General features: G+C 34.0%; 14 protein-coding genes and 1 other RNA gene. 6 read left to right on the top strand and 9 right to left on the bottom strand.

All coding sequences use genetic code 11. The features are described from left to right. Positions 1-135: 135 nt before the first annotated feature. Both GIY83_RS01905 and GIY83_RS01900 read right to left on the bottom strand, forming a co-directional pair. Positions 136-1,179, bottom strand: a complete 1,044-nt coding sequence (locus GIY83_RS01905) for an AMP-binding protein (RefSeq protein ID WP_194615747.1) — start codon at positions 1,177-1,179, stop codon at positions 136-138. A gap of 8 nt (positions 1,180-1,187) precedes the next feature. Next, on the bottom strand, positions 1,188-2,120 hold the full coding sequence (locus tag GIY83_RS01900; RefSeq protein WP_208684361.1) for a CPBP family intramembrane glutamic endopeptidase: 933 nt from the start codon (positions 2,118-2,120) through the stop codon (positions 1,188-1,190). Between the two features lie 114 nt (positions 2,121-2,234). On the opposite strand from GIY83_RS01900, the gene arsC reads away from it, so the two are divergent. Beyond that, entirely contained in the window at positions 2,235-2,579 is a 345-nt protein-coding gene (arsC, locus tag GIY83_RS01895; RefSeq protein WP_208684359.1) for an arsenate reductase (glutaredoxin), read from the top strand. A 93-nt stretch (positions 2,580-2,672) separates the two neighbouring features. Beyond that, positions 2,673-5,189, top strand: a complete 2,517-nt coding sequence (locus GIY83_RS01890; RefSeq protein WP_194615744.1) for an outer membrane beta-barrel family protein — start codon at positions 2,673-2,675, stop codon at positions 5,187-5,189. Positions 5,190-5,428: 239 nt separating this feature from the next. On the opposite strand, the gene GIY83_RS01885 is transcribed toward GIY83_RS01890, so the two are convergent. Beyond that, complete coding sequence (locus GIY83_RS01885; RefSeq protein ID WP_194615743.1) at positions 5,429-5,599, bottom strand: hypothetical protein; 171 nt, start codon at positions 5,597-5,599, stop codon at positions 5,429-5,431. A gap of 418 nt (positions 5,600-6,017) precedes the next feature. Here GIY83_RS01885 and fumC point away from each other — a divergent pair, with 418 nt between their 5' ends. After that, positions 6,018-7,403, top strand: a complete 1,386-nt coding sequence (gene fumC / locus GIY83_RS01880; RefSeq protein WP_208684357.1) for a class II fumarate hydratase — start codon at positions 6,018-6,020, stop codon at positions 7,401-7,403. A 143-nt stretch (positions 7,404-7,546) separates the two neighbouring features. Here fumC and GIY83_RS01875 read toward each other — a convergent pair whose 3' ends face one another. Then, complete coding sequence (locus tag GIY83_RS01875) at positions 7,547-8,749, bottom strand: NAD(P)-dependent oxidoreductase (RefSeq protein WP_208684355.1); 1,203 nt, start codon at positions 8,747-8,749, stop codon at positions 7,547-7,549. 240 nt (positions 8,750-8,989) lie between these two features. On the opposite strand from GIY83_RS01875, the gene GIY83_RS01870 reads away from it, so the two are divergent. The 3 genes from GIY83_RS01870 to GIY83_RS01860 all read left to right on the top strand — a co-directional run bounded on the left by GIY83_RS01870 (position 8,990) and on the right by GIY83_RS01860 (position 11,938). Beyond that, the gene (locus GIY83_RS01870; RefSeq protein WP_208687077.1) at positions 8,990-10,192 is read left to right on the top strand and encodes a serine hydrolase; all 1,203 of its coding nucleotides are present in this window, start codon (positions 8,990-8,992) and stop codon (positions 10,190-10,192) included. A 67-nt stretch (positions 10,193-10,259) separates the two neighbouring features. Then, positions 10,260-10,656, top strand: a transfer-messenger RNA (tmRNA) gene (gene ssrA / locus GIY83_RS01865). Positions 10,657-10,777: 121 nt separating this feature from the next. Next, entirely contained in the window at positions 10,778-11,938 is a 1,161-nt protein-coding gene (locus tag GIY83_RS01860; protein ID WP_208684353.1) for a tyrosine-type recombinase/integrase, read from the top strand. Positions 11,939-12,016: 78 nt separating this feature from the next. Here the strand turns inward: GIY83_RS01860 and GIY83_RS01855 are convergent, their stop codons facing one another. From GIY83_RS01855 to GIY83_RS01835, 5 genes are all read right to left on the bottom strand, one after another. Then, positions 12,017-12,376: a hypothetical protein gene (locus GIY83_RS01855; protein ID WP_208684351.1), complete on the bottom strand. Its 360-nt coding sequence runs from the start codon at positions 12,374-12,376 to the stop codon at positions 12,017-12,019. A 140-nt stretch (positions 12,377-12,516) separates the two neighbouring features. After that, positions 12,517-13,158, bottom strand: coding sequence for a hypothetical protein (locus GIY83_RS01850; protein ID WP_229029189.1), 642 nt, complete (start codon positions 13,156-13,158; stop codon positions 12,517-12,519). After that, a complete protein-coding gene (locus GIY83_RS01845) occupies positions 13,134-13,574 on the bottom strand; it encodes a CHAP domain-containing protein (RefSeq protein WP_208684347.1) in 441 nt (146 codons plus the stop codon). The genes GIY83_RS01850 and GIY83_RS01845 overlap by 25 nt, the downstream gene beginning before the upstream one ends. 2 nt (positions 13,575-13,576) lie before the next feature. Continuing rightward, positions 13,577-14,173 (bottom strand): hypothetical protein, encoded by a 597-nt coding sequence (locus GIY83_RS01840; RefSeq protein WP_208684345.1) that lies wholly within the window; start codon positions 14,171-14,173, stop codon positions 13,577-13,579. Between the two features lie 333 nt (positions 14,174-14,506). Beyond that, positions 14,507-14,872 (bottom strand): hypothetical protein, encoded by a 366-nt coding sequence (locus tag GIY83_RS01835; RefSeq protein WP_208684343.1) that lies wholly within the window; start codon positions 14,870-14,872, stop codon positions 14,507-14,509.

Below are 14,872 nucleotides of genomic sequence, written 5' to 3'. Positions count from 1 at the left end.
TAAATTTTCTTACTTTGTAATACAATTACATAAAACTAGACTTACTTAAAATAAATTCAATCCCTGAATAAATAAAAAATTCCAAATCCCAATCCTAAAAATTGGAATTTGGAATTTAAAATATTGGAATTTTATTTAAACCAAGCTCGGTTTACGCAATAATTTCCCGTTTTCGTTTTCTTTAAACTTCGGCACAAAAACAATCTCTTTTGGTTTTTCATATTTTCCTAAAACATCAAAAAACTCCGGCGCAAACTCCTGTTTCTCGCCTTCGATAACCAAAATTAATTTTTCTCCCAACGAAGTATCCGGAACACCCGTTACAAAGAATCTGGTATTTATTTTACCGATCAGTTTTGCCTCTATCTGTTCAGGAATAAGCTTCACTCCTCCACTATTTATAACATTATCGATTCTTCCCAGAAAGATAAATTGATTCTCTCTTATCAATTCAACTAAATCGTTGGTAACGATCGGTTCATCAGAAATAGCATCAACAGAAATCACCAGGCATCCCCGATCATCCTGGCTAATTTTTGCATTTGGCAAAACAGTAAAAACATTCTCTCCCACTTTTCTCGCAGCGATATGAGTAATGGTTTCTGTCATACCATAAGTCTCATAGACTTCAGTTTTTATCAGTGGTAAAACTTTCTCTTCAAGAGCAGAATCCATTTTAGCCCCACCTACAATTAGTTTTTTCACATTTTTCAAAGCATCGATCGAATTCTGAACCTGCAAAGGCACCATAGCTACAAAATCATATACTTTTGTATTAAGAGCCAATGGCTGCGTGCTTGGCGCTACAACATCCAGTTCAAGCCCTAAAATAATAGCACGTACCAACATCATTTTGCCGGCTATAAATTGCACAGGCAAACAAAGTAAAGCTGTATTTCCTGGCTCTAATTCGAAAAAGTCTCCAGTCCCTAAAGCAGACTGAATCATGGCTTGTTTCTCTAATCGCACTAATTTTGGAAGCCCCGTGGTTCCGGAAGTTTTCATCTCGATATAATCCTTATCATCGAACCAATCGAGCAAAAATTCCCCTATCGCGACTTCATTGCCGTCACCTTCCTTTATATAATCATAAGCAACACGACGCAACTCGTCAGCGTTTAAATGAAAACTATTTATCTTAAAATAGTTGTGCACATTTTTGTGTGTTAATTTTGACATGATATTTATTAATTTGAAATTTCTACAGCATTTATTTTACCCGTTAATTTTTCTTTCCAGTTCTTCCAATTGTATTTTTTACTAAAAATAAAAAGCAAAATAGGATATATGACAACAACCGGTAATATAACATCCAGCCCCGCAGATGGTTCTGATAAATCTTTAAAAAGAGAATGGGTTTGAAAAACAGACCAATCCGAAGTCACCAATAAAGCACCAATTAGATTATTGGCAGCATGGAAACCAAGAGCCAGTTCGATTCCCTCATCCATAAGTGTAATAATACCCAAAAATAAACCGGTTCCTATGTAATAAACCATAATAACGTAACCCATTTTGGCCACTTCGGGATTAAAAATATGCATCAGTCCAAATATAAGAGAAGTCATCATTAACGGAAACCATCTATTAAGGGCCAGATTCGCAAATCCCTGCATCAAATATCCTCTAAAAACATATTCTTCGGTACTGGTTTGAATCGGGATTAAAATTGCCCCTACGGCAACTAAAATCAAAAAAGGAACCAATTTAAAATTCCATATAAAATTCTCGGGAGATCTTAAATACACCACCACAAAACTTAGTATGGTAAAAAATGACCATAAAAAGAAGGAGAAAAAAACACGTTTCCAATCGACCTTTTTTCTTGATGTTGTAACCGACAAAAGCGTTTGATGATGCAAATATTTTACCACATAATAAATGCCAACAAATGCAAAAGCAAACGAAATCATAACCAAAAACAAGGTAAGATTAGGTTCGAATATTTTCATAACAGCCGCATTATCTGTCGGAATTACTTTTTTCCCAGTTAACGTTTTATACAACACCGCAACCGAAAAAGGAATCTGACCTACAAACGAAGCGATAATAATTAAAACTGAGCCAATAAGATATAACCAAAATTTATTCTGAGATTTAATTCCTTGTTCTAAAAACATATTTATAATAATTTAAAAATGAGAATTCGATTTAACAACTAAATCTTACTTTTGGTCTTGCTAAAATACCGAATTTTTAATTTAATTCCCTTAACACACCTTAAATATAACAAAATGATACAAATTTACCATAATCCACGTTGCGGAAAATCAAGAAACTGTCTGGCTTTTATCGAACAAACCAATCAGGAATATGAAATTATTCCGTACCTGACCCAAACTCCGTCTTTTGATGAACTAAAAGCATTGCTTAAAAAACTAAACCTTCAACCCATTGAACTGGTTCGAATTAAAGAAAAAATATGGGTCGAAAATTATAAAGGAAAAGAATTAACCAATGATCAGATTATTCAGTCCATGATCGATAATCCTATCTTAATAGAACGCCCAATTGTTATAAAAAACGGAAAAGCAATTATTGGAAGAGATCTAGACAAGGTAGCTTCTTTTTTAGATTGATTATAAAGAATAGCATTAACATTTTTTTGTGATTTCTCTCTTTAAACCAAAAGGTACATTTGCGGTCTAAAAGAAAAAGAAACCAGAAATAAAATGAAAAAAATCAATTTTGCTGTATTACTTGTATTGCTATTTACAAGTTTTTACAATTATGCCCAACAAGGACCACCAGCCAACAACAAAGTAAAAGTTACAGGAAAAGTTTTCGAAAAAATAAGTAAACAGCCTCTTGAATACGCCACTATTTCGATCACAGCGCCAAATGATACTAAAGTTATTGCTGGGGGAATAACAAATCCTAAAGGGGAATTTGATGTAGCGGTTGCTCCTGGAACTTATGATATAAAAGTTGAATTTATTTCGTTTAAAGCAACAGAAATAAAAGGAAGAACGATACAGGGCGACACCAATTTAGGCGTTGTAAATCTATCAGAAGATGCAGCACAACTAAATGAAGTTGTAGTGCGCGCCGAAAAATCGACAGTAGAAATAAAACTGGACAAAAAAGTATACAATGTTGGTCAGGATATGATGGTAAAAGGCGGAACTGTAAGTGACGTTCTGGACAACGTACCTTCTGTTTCTGTTGATACCGAAGGAAATGTAAGTTTAAGAGGAAGTGATAATATCAGGATTTTAATCGACGGAAGACCTTCAAACGCAATTAATGTTGCTGAAGCTTTACGTCAGCTTCCTGCCGATGCTATTGATAAAGTCGAAGTTATCACCAACCCATCTGCGCGTTATGATGCAGAAGGAGGATCTGGATTAATCAACATTATCCTTAAAAAAGGAAAAAACCAAGGGATAAACGGAACTTTTATTGCCTCTACAGGTATTCCTGAAACTTACGGTGCAAGTGCTAACCTGAATTATAAAACAGAAAAAGTAAACTATTTTACTACTGCAGGATACAACTACAGAACCAATGAAGGTGGAGGATTAACCAATACAGAGTATTTTAAAGCCGACAAATCGACCAAAGGTTACCTGGATGAAGATCGTGATACCAAAAGAACAAACGAAGGATTCAATGGAAGAGCCGGTATAGAATGGACTGTTGCTCCTAATACTTTTTGGACAAACGCCATTAATTACCAAAAAAGCACAGGCGATACCAGAGATTTAATTAACTACAATAATTTTGATGCTGCGCATACATTTACCGGAACATCCTTTAGATTAAACAACGGAGATACCGATAGTGAGAATGTAGAGTATACTTCAAATTTAATCAAAAACTTCAACGATAAAGGACACAAACTTACTGCCGATTTATCGATTTCAAGAAATACAGATGACAGTAACAGTCTTATTACAGCATCACCAAATTTCAATAACACTTTAAACGATCAGGTTCAAAAACAAGTACAAGTTCAGGCTGATTATGTTTTGCCATTAGGTGAAGGAAGTCAGTTCGAAGCTGGATATAAAGGTAGTTTTGGAGATCTGAACAACGAATATTTAATAACAGATAATCAAGGTGTTAAAGATGATAAATTATCAAACACTTTAGAATACAAAGAAAACATCAACGCTATTTATACGCAGTATGGTTTCAAAGTAAACAAATTCTCTTATTTATTTGGTTTGCGTTGGGAAGACACCAATATTCAGGTGAACTTATTAGATAATAGCGACTTCAATACTAAGAAATACAACAACTTATTTCCTAGTGCTTTTATTAGTTACGAAATTTCAGAGCAGAGCAGCTTCTCAGCAAGTTACAGTAAACGTTTATCAAGACCTAGAGGACGTTTCATGAACCCTGCAACAAATTACTCCAGTAACGTAAATATCTTTCAGGGAAATCCGGATTTAGATCCTTCTTTAACTGATAAATACGATATTGGGTATATTAAACGTTGGGACAAAGTAACTTTTAATACCTCAGCATATTTCGAAAACACAAAAGATGTTTTCAGTTTCGTAAGAACCCCTACAGGTAGTGTTGTAGATTCTGAGGGTAATGTGGTAACTCCTACACCTGAGAACCCGGTTGAAGATGGAATTCCGGTTATTTTAAGCCGCCCTATTAACTTAGGAAGAGAGCAAAAATTTGGTTTTGAATTTACACTGAATTATACGCCATTAAAAAAATGGAGAATCAACAGTAACTTCAACATTTACAACGTAAAAACTACCGGAAACAATACCTACACAGATAACAAAGGAAATGTAGTTGTACAAGATCTGGATAATCAAGCCACAACCTGGTTTGCAAGAATCAACTCTAAGCTAACTTTACCATACAAAATCGACTGGCAGTTAAGCGGGGTATACAATGGCGAGCAAAAAACGGCTCAGGGTAAAAACCTGGGACAATTTGCCATGAACACCGCTTTTAGTAAAGATGTCTTAAAAGACAAAGCTACAATCGCATTCAATATTAGTGATATTTTCAACTCAAGAATCATGAGGTCGTATACTTACCTTCAAAACGACACCACGCTTGAGAGCCAGACATCATATGGCGAAATGCAATTCCGTAAACGTCAATTCAACTTATCTTTTACGTATCGTTTCAACAAACCTAAAAACGAAAGAGAAAAGAACGGAGCCCCTAAAAATGATGGTGGCGGTGACGGCGGAGGAGAATTTCCGGGATAATATTTCTTGAAATTCCAAAATTTAAAATCCAAATTCCAATTTAAAAGTTGGAATTTGGATTTTTTGATTTACAAAGGAATCCTACAGTTTTTTTTAAACCCACCCGATTTAAATAGTTTCAATCAAATTGGAACTTGAAACTTATTTTTTATTTTTTTTCAGTTTTGGAATTTTATTTTATTTCCATAAAAAAAAGGACTCGCAAAAACGGGTCCTTTTTTTATGAAGTCAACTTAAAATTAAATTGCTTGTTCTGCTTTTTTCTTTGCTCTTTTCTCTTTGATAAGTTCCCAGCTTGCTCCCGTAACCCAATAAGATACGAAACCAACTAAGAAAAACATCAACCAAAACCCTATAGTTAGTATGGTCAAGAAAAGTAAAAAGCCTAAGTACTGTGAAAATTCAAACATGTTTTCCGGAATTTTTGAATGTAAGGACAAATGTATGTTTTATATTTTTCCTTAGCAATAAAATCCAAATCAATTTTCATAAAATCACAATAATCCGTATATTTAAACTCATTTTAAATAAGGTTTTTTTTCTATTATTATTTAACTAGCTAAACTATAAGAACATGAGTATTTTCAGGAGCTGTTTCCCGCTATCCGTTACAATCTTTTATGTTTTTAAAGAAAAAACATAAAAGGATTTCCACTACTATCGCGGTTAGGTACTCATTTTCAAAAGAAATTTCAATCATAAAAGTAAAAAATCGGTTTTAATCCGCGTTTTTACGAAGTAAATCCGTTTCATCCGCGTCTTATTTACCAAAATTCTTTACCGATTACACATATAACATTTTACATATAACATTTTACAAAAAACAACATGAAATACAGAATAGAAAAAGACACCATGGGCGAAGTACAGGTTCCTGCCGATAAATATTGGGGAGCACAAACAGAACGTTCCCGTAACAATTTCAAAATTGGCGCTTCGGCCTCAATGCCGCAAGAAATTATCGAAGGATTCGCTTACCTAAAAAAAGCCGCCGCATACGCCAATGCCGACTTAGAGGTTTTACCTGCCGAAAAACGTGATGCTATAGCAGCCGTTTGCGACGAAATCCTTGCCGGACAACTTAAAGATGAGTTTCCATTGGTAATTTGGCAAACCGGTTCAGGAACACAAAGCAACATGAATGTCAACGAAGTGGTTGCCAATCGCGCACAAGTATTAAAAGGATTCAATATTGGCGAAGGCGAACCGTTTATCAAAGCCAATGATGATGTCAACAAATCACAATCATCAAACGACACCTTCCCTACTGCCATGCACATTGCAGCATACAAAATGGTCATCGAAACTACTATTCCCGGGGTCGAAAAACTACACGCCACTTTAGCAGCAAAAGCAGCCGAGTTCAAAGACGTGGTAAAAATTGGACGTACCCATCTTATGGATGCTACTCCACTAACTCTAGGACAGGAAATTTCAGGATATGCCGCGCAACTATCTTTCGGATTAAAAGCACTTAAAAATACATTATCCCATTTATCAGAAATCGCTCTTGGAGGAACCGCAGTAGGAACCGGCCTAAATACACCAAAAGGTTACGACGTAAAAGTAGCTGAGTATATTGCAAAATTCACCAACCTACCTTTCGTAACTGCCGAGAATAAGTTTGAAGCTCTGGCAGCACACGATGCAATTGTTGAAACACATGGAGCCTTAAAACAACTGGCTGTTTCATTAAACAAAATAGCAAACGATATTAGAATGTTGGCCTCAGGACCACGTTCCGGAATTGGTGAAATTCATATTCCAGAAAACGAACCAGGATCATCAATCATGCCCGGAAAAGTAAATCCAACACAATGCGAAGCCTTAACAATGGTTTGCGCACAAGTGATAGGAAACGACATGGCAATTGCCGTTGGCGGAATGCAGGGACATTATGAACTGAATGTTTTTAAACCTGTTATGGCTGCCAATTTCCTTCAATCGGCAAGATTATTAGGCGATGCCTGCGTTTCATTCGACGAACATTGCGCACAGGGAATCGAACCGAATTACAAACGAATCAAAGAATTAGTAGATAATTCATTAATGCTGGTTACCGCTTTAAACACCAAAATAGGATACTACAAAGCAGCCGAAATTGCCCAAACCGCACACAAAAACGGAACTACTCTTAAAGACGAAGCAGTTCGTTTAGGCTATGTAACTCCCGAAGACTTTGACGCCTGGGTGAAACCAGAGGAAATGGTGTAAAAAAAACAGTCGCAGTCGCCTATAAAAAAAGCAGAAAACTAAAGTTTTCTGCCTTTTTTTGTTAGTTATATCATTATCTACAACTTTGACAAAGTTTATCCACTCTCAAAACTGAAAACTGAAAACTGAGACTGAAAACTTTTTTATTTCCCGTCAACGTAATCTTGCAAATAGCTAAACCTCTCGGTTAACTTACCATTTTCGGTTATTTTAGCGCGTTGCAGAATTCCGTCTTTATCTCCGTTAAAGAAAGCAGGAATTACATGTTCCATAAATTGCTCTCCAAAGCCTTCGCTGGCATCTTTAGGGATTTCGCATGGCAAATTATCTACTGCCATTACCACGACTGCTGCCGGGTGAAAAACCTCAACCTCTTTATCTTCTAAAGGAAAATAGCCATAAATAGGTTCTTCAATTGTCGAAGAACGCAATGTACATGCGATTGGACCATTAACATCACAAGAAATATCAGCGACAACTTTTAGTTTACAATCACTCGCATTCAGCATCTCTCTCGATAAAATCATTGGAGCTCCGGTGGCATAAAAATGTCCTGCAAAATAAATATCCGTAACTTTAGTAAACTTTTCAAAATCAGAAACATATTCATCAGGATGCGCTACGAAATCATTAAAATCCTTTTCAAGACCATCTATTCTTTTATTGTATTCTAAAACATCCAACTGAACATACACAGGCTGTGCATAATTTTTGCTTAAGTAATTTTCAACCGTAATTTCTTTTACTTTTATAGCATCAAGAATTTCTTTGGCACCACTCCCCACCTTTCCGGTTCCGGTAATAACAAATTTTAATGCTGGTAAATTAAGACGTTTCAAATGTGCTATTAAGGCATCTTTTCCGGCAAGAGTTTCAGCTTTTGGTAATTTAAACAATTCGAATTTTATACCAAAAGCACGGATTCCGTTATAAACACCAACCATTCCGGCATATTTTCCAAAACCAATTAAACGACGGTTTTGATCATCAACAATAGTTTCATGATCATACAAATCGATATTTTTTTCTAAAATTGATTTCAACAATTTCTGGTTATAAGGCTGTTTTTTTATCGTATGAGAAAAAAAGAAATAGGCTTTATTCGGAATCAAACTATCTACAGGAACTTCCTTTACTCCAAATAAAACATCAGAGTCGGAAACATCATCAGTCACAGTGATTCCCATACTTTTATATTGAACATCAGAAAAAATCCTAATATCAGAACTTTCTACCTCAACAACAGCATCATGATACGTTTGTTTTAGCTTTGCAAGTTCATTTGGTGAAAATACAACACGTCGATCCGGTGGATTTTTTCTTTCTTTTATAATTCCAAATTTCATTTATAGCAGATTAAAATAATTATTAATATAACTTTTTTACTTCAATTTGTTTCAAATATAACAAATTTAGTTAAAGTTTTGTTGTAAAAATACAATTTAGAATGTTTTAAAACCGTTAAAAGCTGAATAACAATCAACTAATTAAACTACGTCTTAATGTTTTGTTAAAATACTCTTTTTAAACAGTAAAAAAGGACAAAACATAAATATTGAATTCTATATATTTGTTTTTAAAGAATGATGAAAATGAGCCTCCTTAAAAAAACAAATATACCACAAATACTTTTCTCAATACTAGTTTTAACCTCTTGTGGTAAAGACAAAAAAACACAAACAGATACAGCAGCAGAAGTCGAAGATACTTTACCTAAAATGAAACCATTAGCGAATGAAACAAAAATTTCACAAGCTTATATAAATTCAGTAACAGGAAGAATAAATCATTTTTACAATAAAAACTGGCCCAACAATACGATGAATGGAAGTTTTTTAGTAGCAAAAAACGGTCAGATTATTTTTGAAAGATACAATGGTTTCGCCAATAAAAACGAAGGAACTAAGATTACGGCAGAAACTCCGGTGCAAATTGCTTCGGTAAGTAAAGTTTTGACTGCAACTGCAGTTTTAAAATTGGTAAATGCCGGTAAAATCGATTTGGACCAAAAAGTAAATACGATTTTAAAAACATTCCCTTACCCTGATTGTACCGTAAGAATGCTGTTAAGCCACCGCAGCGGAATGCGCAATTACGCTTATTTTACAGACAGAGATAAATCGGTTTGGGACAGACACAATCAGCTCACCAATAAAGATATTCTTGATATTTTAGCCACAAAAGATATTGGCTTAGAATCTAAAACCGGAACACGTTTTAGTTATTGCAATACCAACTATGCAATGCTTGCACTCATCATCGAAAAAATTACGGGTCTCTCATATAAAGAAGCGATGTCTGAAATGATTTTTAAACCTTTAGGCATGACGCATACCTATGTTTTTGATGATGATAAAGACAGAAAAAAGATTGTTCCTTCTTATAAAGGTAATGGTGTAGAAATTGGCTTTGATTACCTGGATAATGTTTACGGAGATAAAAACGTATTTTCGACTGCAAGAGATCTTTTAAAATTTGACCGTGCCAGAAATGCTCCGGGATTTTTAAAACCTGAACTTTTAAAACAAGTTTATACCGGTTATAGCAATGAAAGAAAAGGTACAAAAAATTACGGTTTAGGAATTAGAATGATCAATTGGGAAACCGGACAGAATTATTACTTTCATAACGGTTGGTGGCATGGTAATACCTCATCGTATATTCCGCTGATGAAAGAACATGTAACCATTATTGCCTTATCCAATAAAATGACCAGAAACACGTATGCGGTTCGTAAACTAGCTCCAATTTTTGGTGATTATCCGTTTAATTTCAAGGATGAAGAATAATATTATTTTTCTGAAAAATTTATTACAAAACTAACTTCAAATAGTATAAATTTGCAAACTCATTTTTGGGGTCGACTGGTTTTGACAGCAAGTCGAATTGAAAAGTAAGCACGTCGAGCATTGAGACCTTGCTCGTAAATATAAGATCTTACAATTTTACACGGCGAAAATAACTACGCTTTAGCTGCATAATCCGAATTATAGTAAGATTAAGCCACGTCCCTATCAGATAGGGAAGCTGGATTCTCCTTGAAAGCCTTGGTTTGTGGCGGTCAGTACAGGGGAACCGTAAAAATAAACCTAGATTTCCATGAGCTTCGGGTGGAGATCGAAATTAAGAAGATAAGTGTTGAGTGGTTGTTCCTGACCTAGCTTAACATCGAAAATCCAATCAGGAAATAAACGTGTAGAAAGCTCTTTAGTTGCTTGTTTGGACCCGGGTTCGATTCCCGGCGACTCCACAAAAACCCCTGTAAACACAGGGGTTTACAATGAGAAAAAGAAAAAAGTGAACAAAAAGAGAACAGAATTATAAATAATTGATTTAATGTCCCCGCAAGCATTTTAATTTTAAAACAAATTAAAATGAAATCAATTTACACAATTCCAAAGATTGTCAAGTATGACGATCTTTCAAAAGCCTGGTTTGTCTATTTTAGATACGACAAGAAGCTTTTCCGTTATAAATTCGGAATTAACTACATCAACAGTTACAAAAAACGTCTAGTCGAAGCCGAATCGATTCGAGACGCTTTACACCAAAAACTAAAGGAATCCTGGAACCCTAATATTCCGGATTTAATAAACACTTATAACAATATGTTATTTAGTGAAGCTTTAGATTTTTCAATTGAAAAGAAAACACCTAATCTAGGATCAAAAACTTTATGCAGTTATAAGAGTACTTCAAAATTCATAAAGGAAGCTTTAAAAGCTACAAATATGGACAACCTACTCATTGCCGAAACCAAAAGAATACATATAAAATTAATTATTGAAAAAACAAAAGAGCAGCGAAAGTGGTCAAATAAATCATTCAATAAAAATTTAGGTTATTTAAAAGCAATTTTATCAGAATTAATGCAATGGGATATAATTGAAAATAATCCAGCACACGGAATAAAATCCTTAAAAGTCGGTGAAATCACCGCATTCACCCCGGCAACCGATGATGAAATCAAACTGATAAAGCAAAAAATACTTTCAGAATTCCCAAGCTTTTACATTTATATAATTTCAATTTTTCATACCGGAATCAGACCTGAAGAACTACTCCACATTCAACTTAAAATGATTGATTTAAAAAAATCACAGATCATACTTCCTCCCGGAATAACCAAAACCGATATTGAAAGAATTGTTCCTTTAAATCCATTTTTAAAAGCATACCTTGAAGAAATGAACCTATCACAACACAACCAAGATTTTTTTATTTTCGGATCAAAACGCGAACACACCAATCGTGGTTTAAAAAAAGAATTAGATTTTATACCAGGGCCACGAAGATTAAATAGAGATTGCGCTTCTAAACTATGGAGAAAACTAATCATTGATGGTTTAAAGATTAATGTAAACATGTATTCTTTAAAACATTTAGGAGCAAACAAGAAAATATTAGCCGGTGTTGAGCTGGATGCACTACGAGAACTTTACGGACATACTTCAAAAATGATGACTTTACGATATGCTAAAGTAGTAAAAGAAGTCAATCGAAATCAGATCATGGAAAAATCACCTGACTTTTAAAAAGATTAATTTGAAAAAGCCAATCAAATCCGATTGGCTTTTTCAATTAACTGCAATACTAAGACGAAAAAACCGTTTTTATTTCTTTAAAAAATCAGAGTTGCGTGTCTTAACCCAACCCACACCCTCCTCATAATTTCGAAATACTGATTTTGACACATACGGCTCAGGTTCGACGTAAATATTTTTTAAATAATATTTATATTGAGAATTATGCATAAGCTCTATACCATCATCAAACCATCGATATTCGAGCCCAATTCTATCCAATATCTTTGAAAATTCTTTTGTATCATCCAACCCTAACCTATTAGTCATTAACACACTTGCATTTAACAAGTTAAGCAGCGCATTATAACCTCTCTTATCCTTCACTAGTCCAGATGCTCCTAAAATATGAGCATCTACATCACTTACTTTTTGTACTTCATTTTCCATTTTATCAAAATTTATAAACACAAAATTAATACAGATTATAACACAGTAATAAAATCAGTATGTTCTAAATTATAACAAATAAAAAAAAGCGATCCATTTCTGAACCGCTTTCCACCAACTAACCAAACCAAATATAAACACTACTTCTTTTTCTCGATTTTCATAATCCGGCTTTCACCACAATCATCAAAATTTTGAGATGTAAATTCCTTTTTACCAAACAACCGAGTTTTAATACCTAAAAATTTCCATTGGCGGCGCTCCCAATAAAGAACACCGTCAGATTTATTATTAAACTGCCTGTCCAGTACACGCCATTTAAGCTTATTATTTTCATAACTAATAATTCCCTTTGTCGTCCAACAATTCAATGTATCTACAACTTCCTGACTTGTGGGAGTGTTATTCCTTACAGCATCTACAATTCCGGAAAGATCTGTTTCTCTTTTTGTAGTGTCCCGGTACTTATATGAATTAGAAACTATACTTTCAATTCGACTTGCTTTTATACCGGCATTATCTAATTTCTTTTTAAGATCTGAATTTTGATACTGTAGATAATCTTTCATCTCTTTTTCACTCAGAATTTGAGTTGTAAAACGCAAACTATCAGACTTTCTTAATTGGCTTGCATTTTCTGTTTGCCTGACATTTTCAAATTTCTGAAAAGTGTAATCTTTATAAAACCAAACCACAGCAATTACCAAGACTATTACTGCGACATATTTTATATTTTTCCATATTAAACTTAACATAATCATGGATGAACGAAAATTGCGCATTTTTTACTTCTATTTCTTCTCATAACCAAACCTCCATTGCTGTCATTTCCGACAGCGGTATTACCTTCAATCGTTTCAAATGTATCAGCAGTTAGCCATTTTACAAAAAGTCCAGTATGATCATATCTACCATCTGCATTCCAGTCAAAAAACACAATATCACCTTCGACTGGACTTTTTGTAATTTGATTTACTTTTTTAAAATATGCCACAGCAGTTTGACAACCGGCATAACCTTTCAAAAACCCTATTTTAGGCAACTGAAATCCAGCCTGAGCATAACACCAAGAAACAAATATTCCACACCAGGCAACACCATCCAAACCAAACCATTTACCATAAGGTGTTTTATTTGAATTAGCTGGTTTTTCAGTTTGACCAATTTCTTTTTCTGCTATTCTTAAAATCTCATTCATAATTACTCATCTTTAAATTCATTTTTAATTTCTTTATAAGACCTGAAAACCGAAAATATCTTGTCAATCAAATCATATCCCAGTTTCTTTACATTTTCCATTACAATTGAATGCACCTCAAAAACACAACATATACTTATTACAATAATTGTAATTGTCCATTGCGCCTCTGAAAATGAAAAAGAAAAAGGCTTTATCTTAAACATACTTTGTATCGTTTTTGCACCTATTATAGCAAACATATACATAGTCATTTTTAGCAATGAAAGTCTTAATTTTTCGCTTTCAATTACGTTGTAATAAAACCTAACCTTAAACATCAAACGCGTCCAAAATTTATGATCAGTCGTTTGCTTTGTTGCAAACTTTCCTTCCTTTTTTGCTTTTTCCTTTGCGATTTTAAATGATACCAATATTCCAGTACCAAAATCGATCAATAATAAAGCTGCTAAAAAGATCAACAACTGAACTTCTATATGAAACGTTGCTAATAATGCGAGTGTAGGAACTGAAAGAACTATTCCTTTTGATGTGGTAGTCACTTTTTTAGCAGTCAACAATGGTTTTGCTAAATAATTAATGTAGTTATTTATACACATGATATTATATTTGATCGTTAATTGAATTAAAACAGTGATTTTTATCAAAAAAATCTAAAACTTTTACAAGTCTATTCCCTGTTTTTGTTAGCGTACCATTTCTTTGATTCTTTCCTAACGCACTCGAAATTGTCTCGTTTTCAGCTCCAAATTTGTAACCAAATTCTATTCTTAGTTTTTTATTCCACAATGTCCGGAACTCTCGATTTGCGAGTTTATCAATTGTAATCGCGCTAGATCTGAAATATCCTTTTTTATCTTCCACAAGGCAAAAATTCCATAGAGATAATGGCAAATACAATAAGTAAGCGACAATGAATAATATAAAGTTTATCATACTTCTGAAAATTCCCAGTCTCCCGGATTTAATCTGTAAATGGTTTTACCGCTCTCAAGTAAATTTGTTTGAGTATCCAACATAAGCGCCAACTTTACTTTTTCCCAATCCCTTTCACATTTAGTCATTTCTGAGAAGTCGTGGTTTTCTTCTAAATAAGTATTAACCTCATTAATTTTTTCGCTTGTGTAAAAAATTTCTTTTGACTTCCACACCTCAGGAACTTCTTTTGAAATATCCCAATCAATTACCAGGTACTTATTACCTTCTTTTGTCATTTCTAAAGGACGAACCTCTAACATTATTATGCCTTGTCTCTCATCACGATCTCCGTAGATGACAGGAAATTTTGTTTGTATCAT

Source organism: Flavobacterium sp. SLB02 (genome assembly GCF_009664855.1).
In the GTDB taxonomy this organism is placed as follows: Bacteria; Bacteroidota; Bacteroidia; order Flavobacteriales; family Flavobacteriaceae; genus Flavobacterium.
Note: the sequence above shows the minus strand (reverse complement) of the source record. Positions and strands in the feature narration are given on the sequence as shown.

What these genes read in the sequence shown, in the direction of transcription:
- GIY83_RS01905 (WP_194615747.1), bottom strand. Translation starts at nt 1,179, where the DNA reads ATGTCAAAATTAACACACAAAAATGTGCACAACTATTTTAAGATAAAT.
- GIY83_RS01900 (WP_208684361.1), bottom strand. Translation starts at nt 2,120, where the DNA reads ATGTTTTTAGAACAAGGAATTAAATCTCAGAATAAATTTTGGTTATAT.
- arsC (WP_208684359.1), top strand. Translation starts at nt 2,235, where the DNA reads ATGATACAAATTTACCATAATCCACGTTGCGGAAAATCAAGAAACTGT.
- GIY83_RS01890 (WP_194615744.1), top strand. Translation starts at nt 2,673, where the DNA reads ATGAAAAAAATCAATTTTGCTGTATTACTTGTATTGCTATTTACAAGT.
- GIY83_RS01885 (WP_194615743.1), bottom strand. Translation starts at nt 5,599, where the DNA reads ATGTTTGAATTTTCACAGTACTTAGGCTTTTTACTTTTCTTGACCATA.
- fumC (WP_208684357.1), top strand. Translation starts at nt 6,018, where the DNA reads ATGAAATACAGAATAGAAAAAGACACCATGGGCGAAGTACAGGTTCCT.
- GIY83_RS01875 (WP_208684355.1), bottom strand. Translation starts at nt 8,749, where the DNA reads ATGAAATTTGGAATTATAAAAGAAAGAAAAAATCCACCGGATCGACGT.
- GIY83_RS01870 (WP_208687077.1), top strand. Translation starts at nt 8,990, where the DNA reads ATGAAAATGAGCCTCCTTAAAAAAACAAATATACCACAAATACTTTTC.
- GIY83_RS01860 (WP_208684353.1), top strand. Translation starts at nt 10,778, where the DNA reads ATGAAATCAATTTACACAATTCCAAAGATTGTCAAGTATGACGATCTT.
- GIY83_RS01855 (WP_208684351.1), bottom strand. Translation starts at nt 12,376, where the DNA reads ATGGAAAATGAAGTACAAAAAGTAAGTGATGTAGATGCTCATATTTTA.
- GIY83_RS01850 (WP_229029189.1), bottom strand. Translation starts at nt 13,158, where the DNA reads ATGCGCAATTTTCGTTCATCCATGATTATGTTAAGTTTAATATGGAAA.
- GIY83_RS01845 (WP_208684347.1), bottom strand. Translation starts at nt 13,574, where the DNA reads ATGAATGAGATTTTAAGAATAGCAGAAAAAGAAATTGGTCAAACTGAA.
- GIY83_RS01840 (WP_208684345.1), bottom strand. Translation starts at nt 14,173, where the DNA reads ATGTGTATAAATAACTACATTAATTATTTAGCAAAACCATTGTTGACT.
- GIY83_RS01835 (WP_208684343.1), bottom strand. Translation starts at nt 14,872, where the DNA reads ATGATACAAACAAAATTTCCTGTCATCTACGGAGATCGTGATGAGAGA.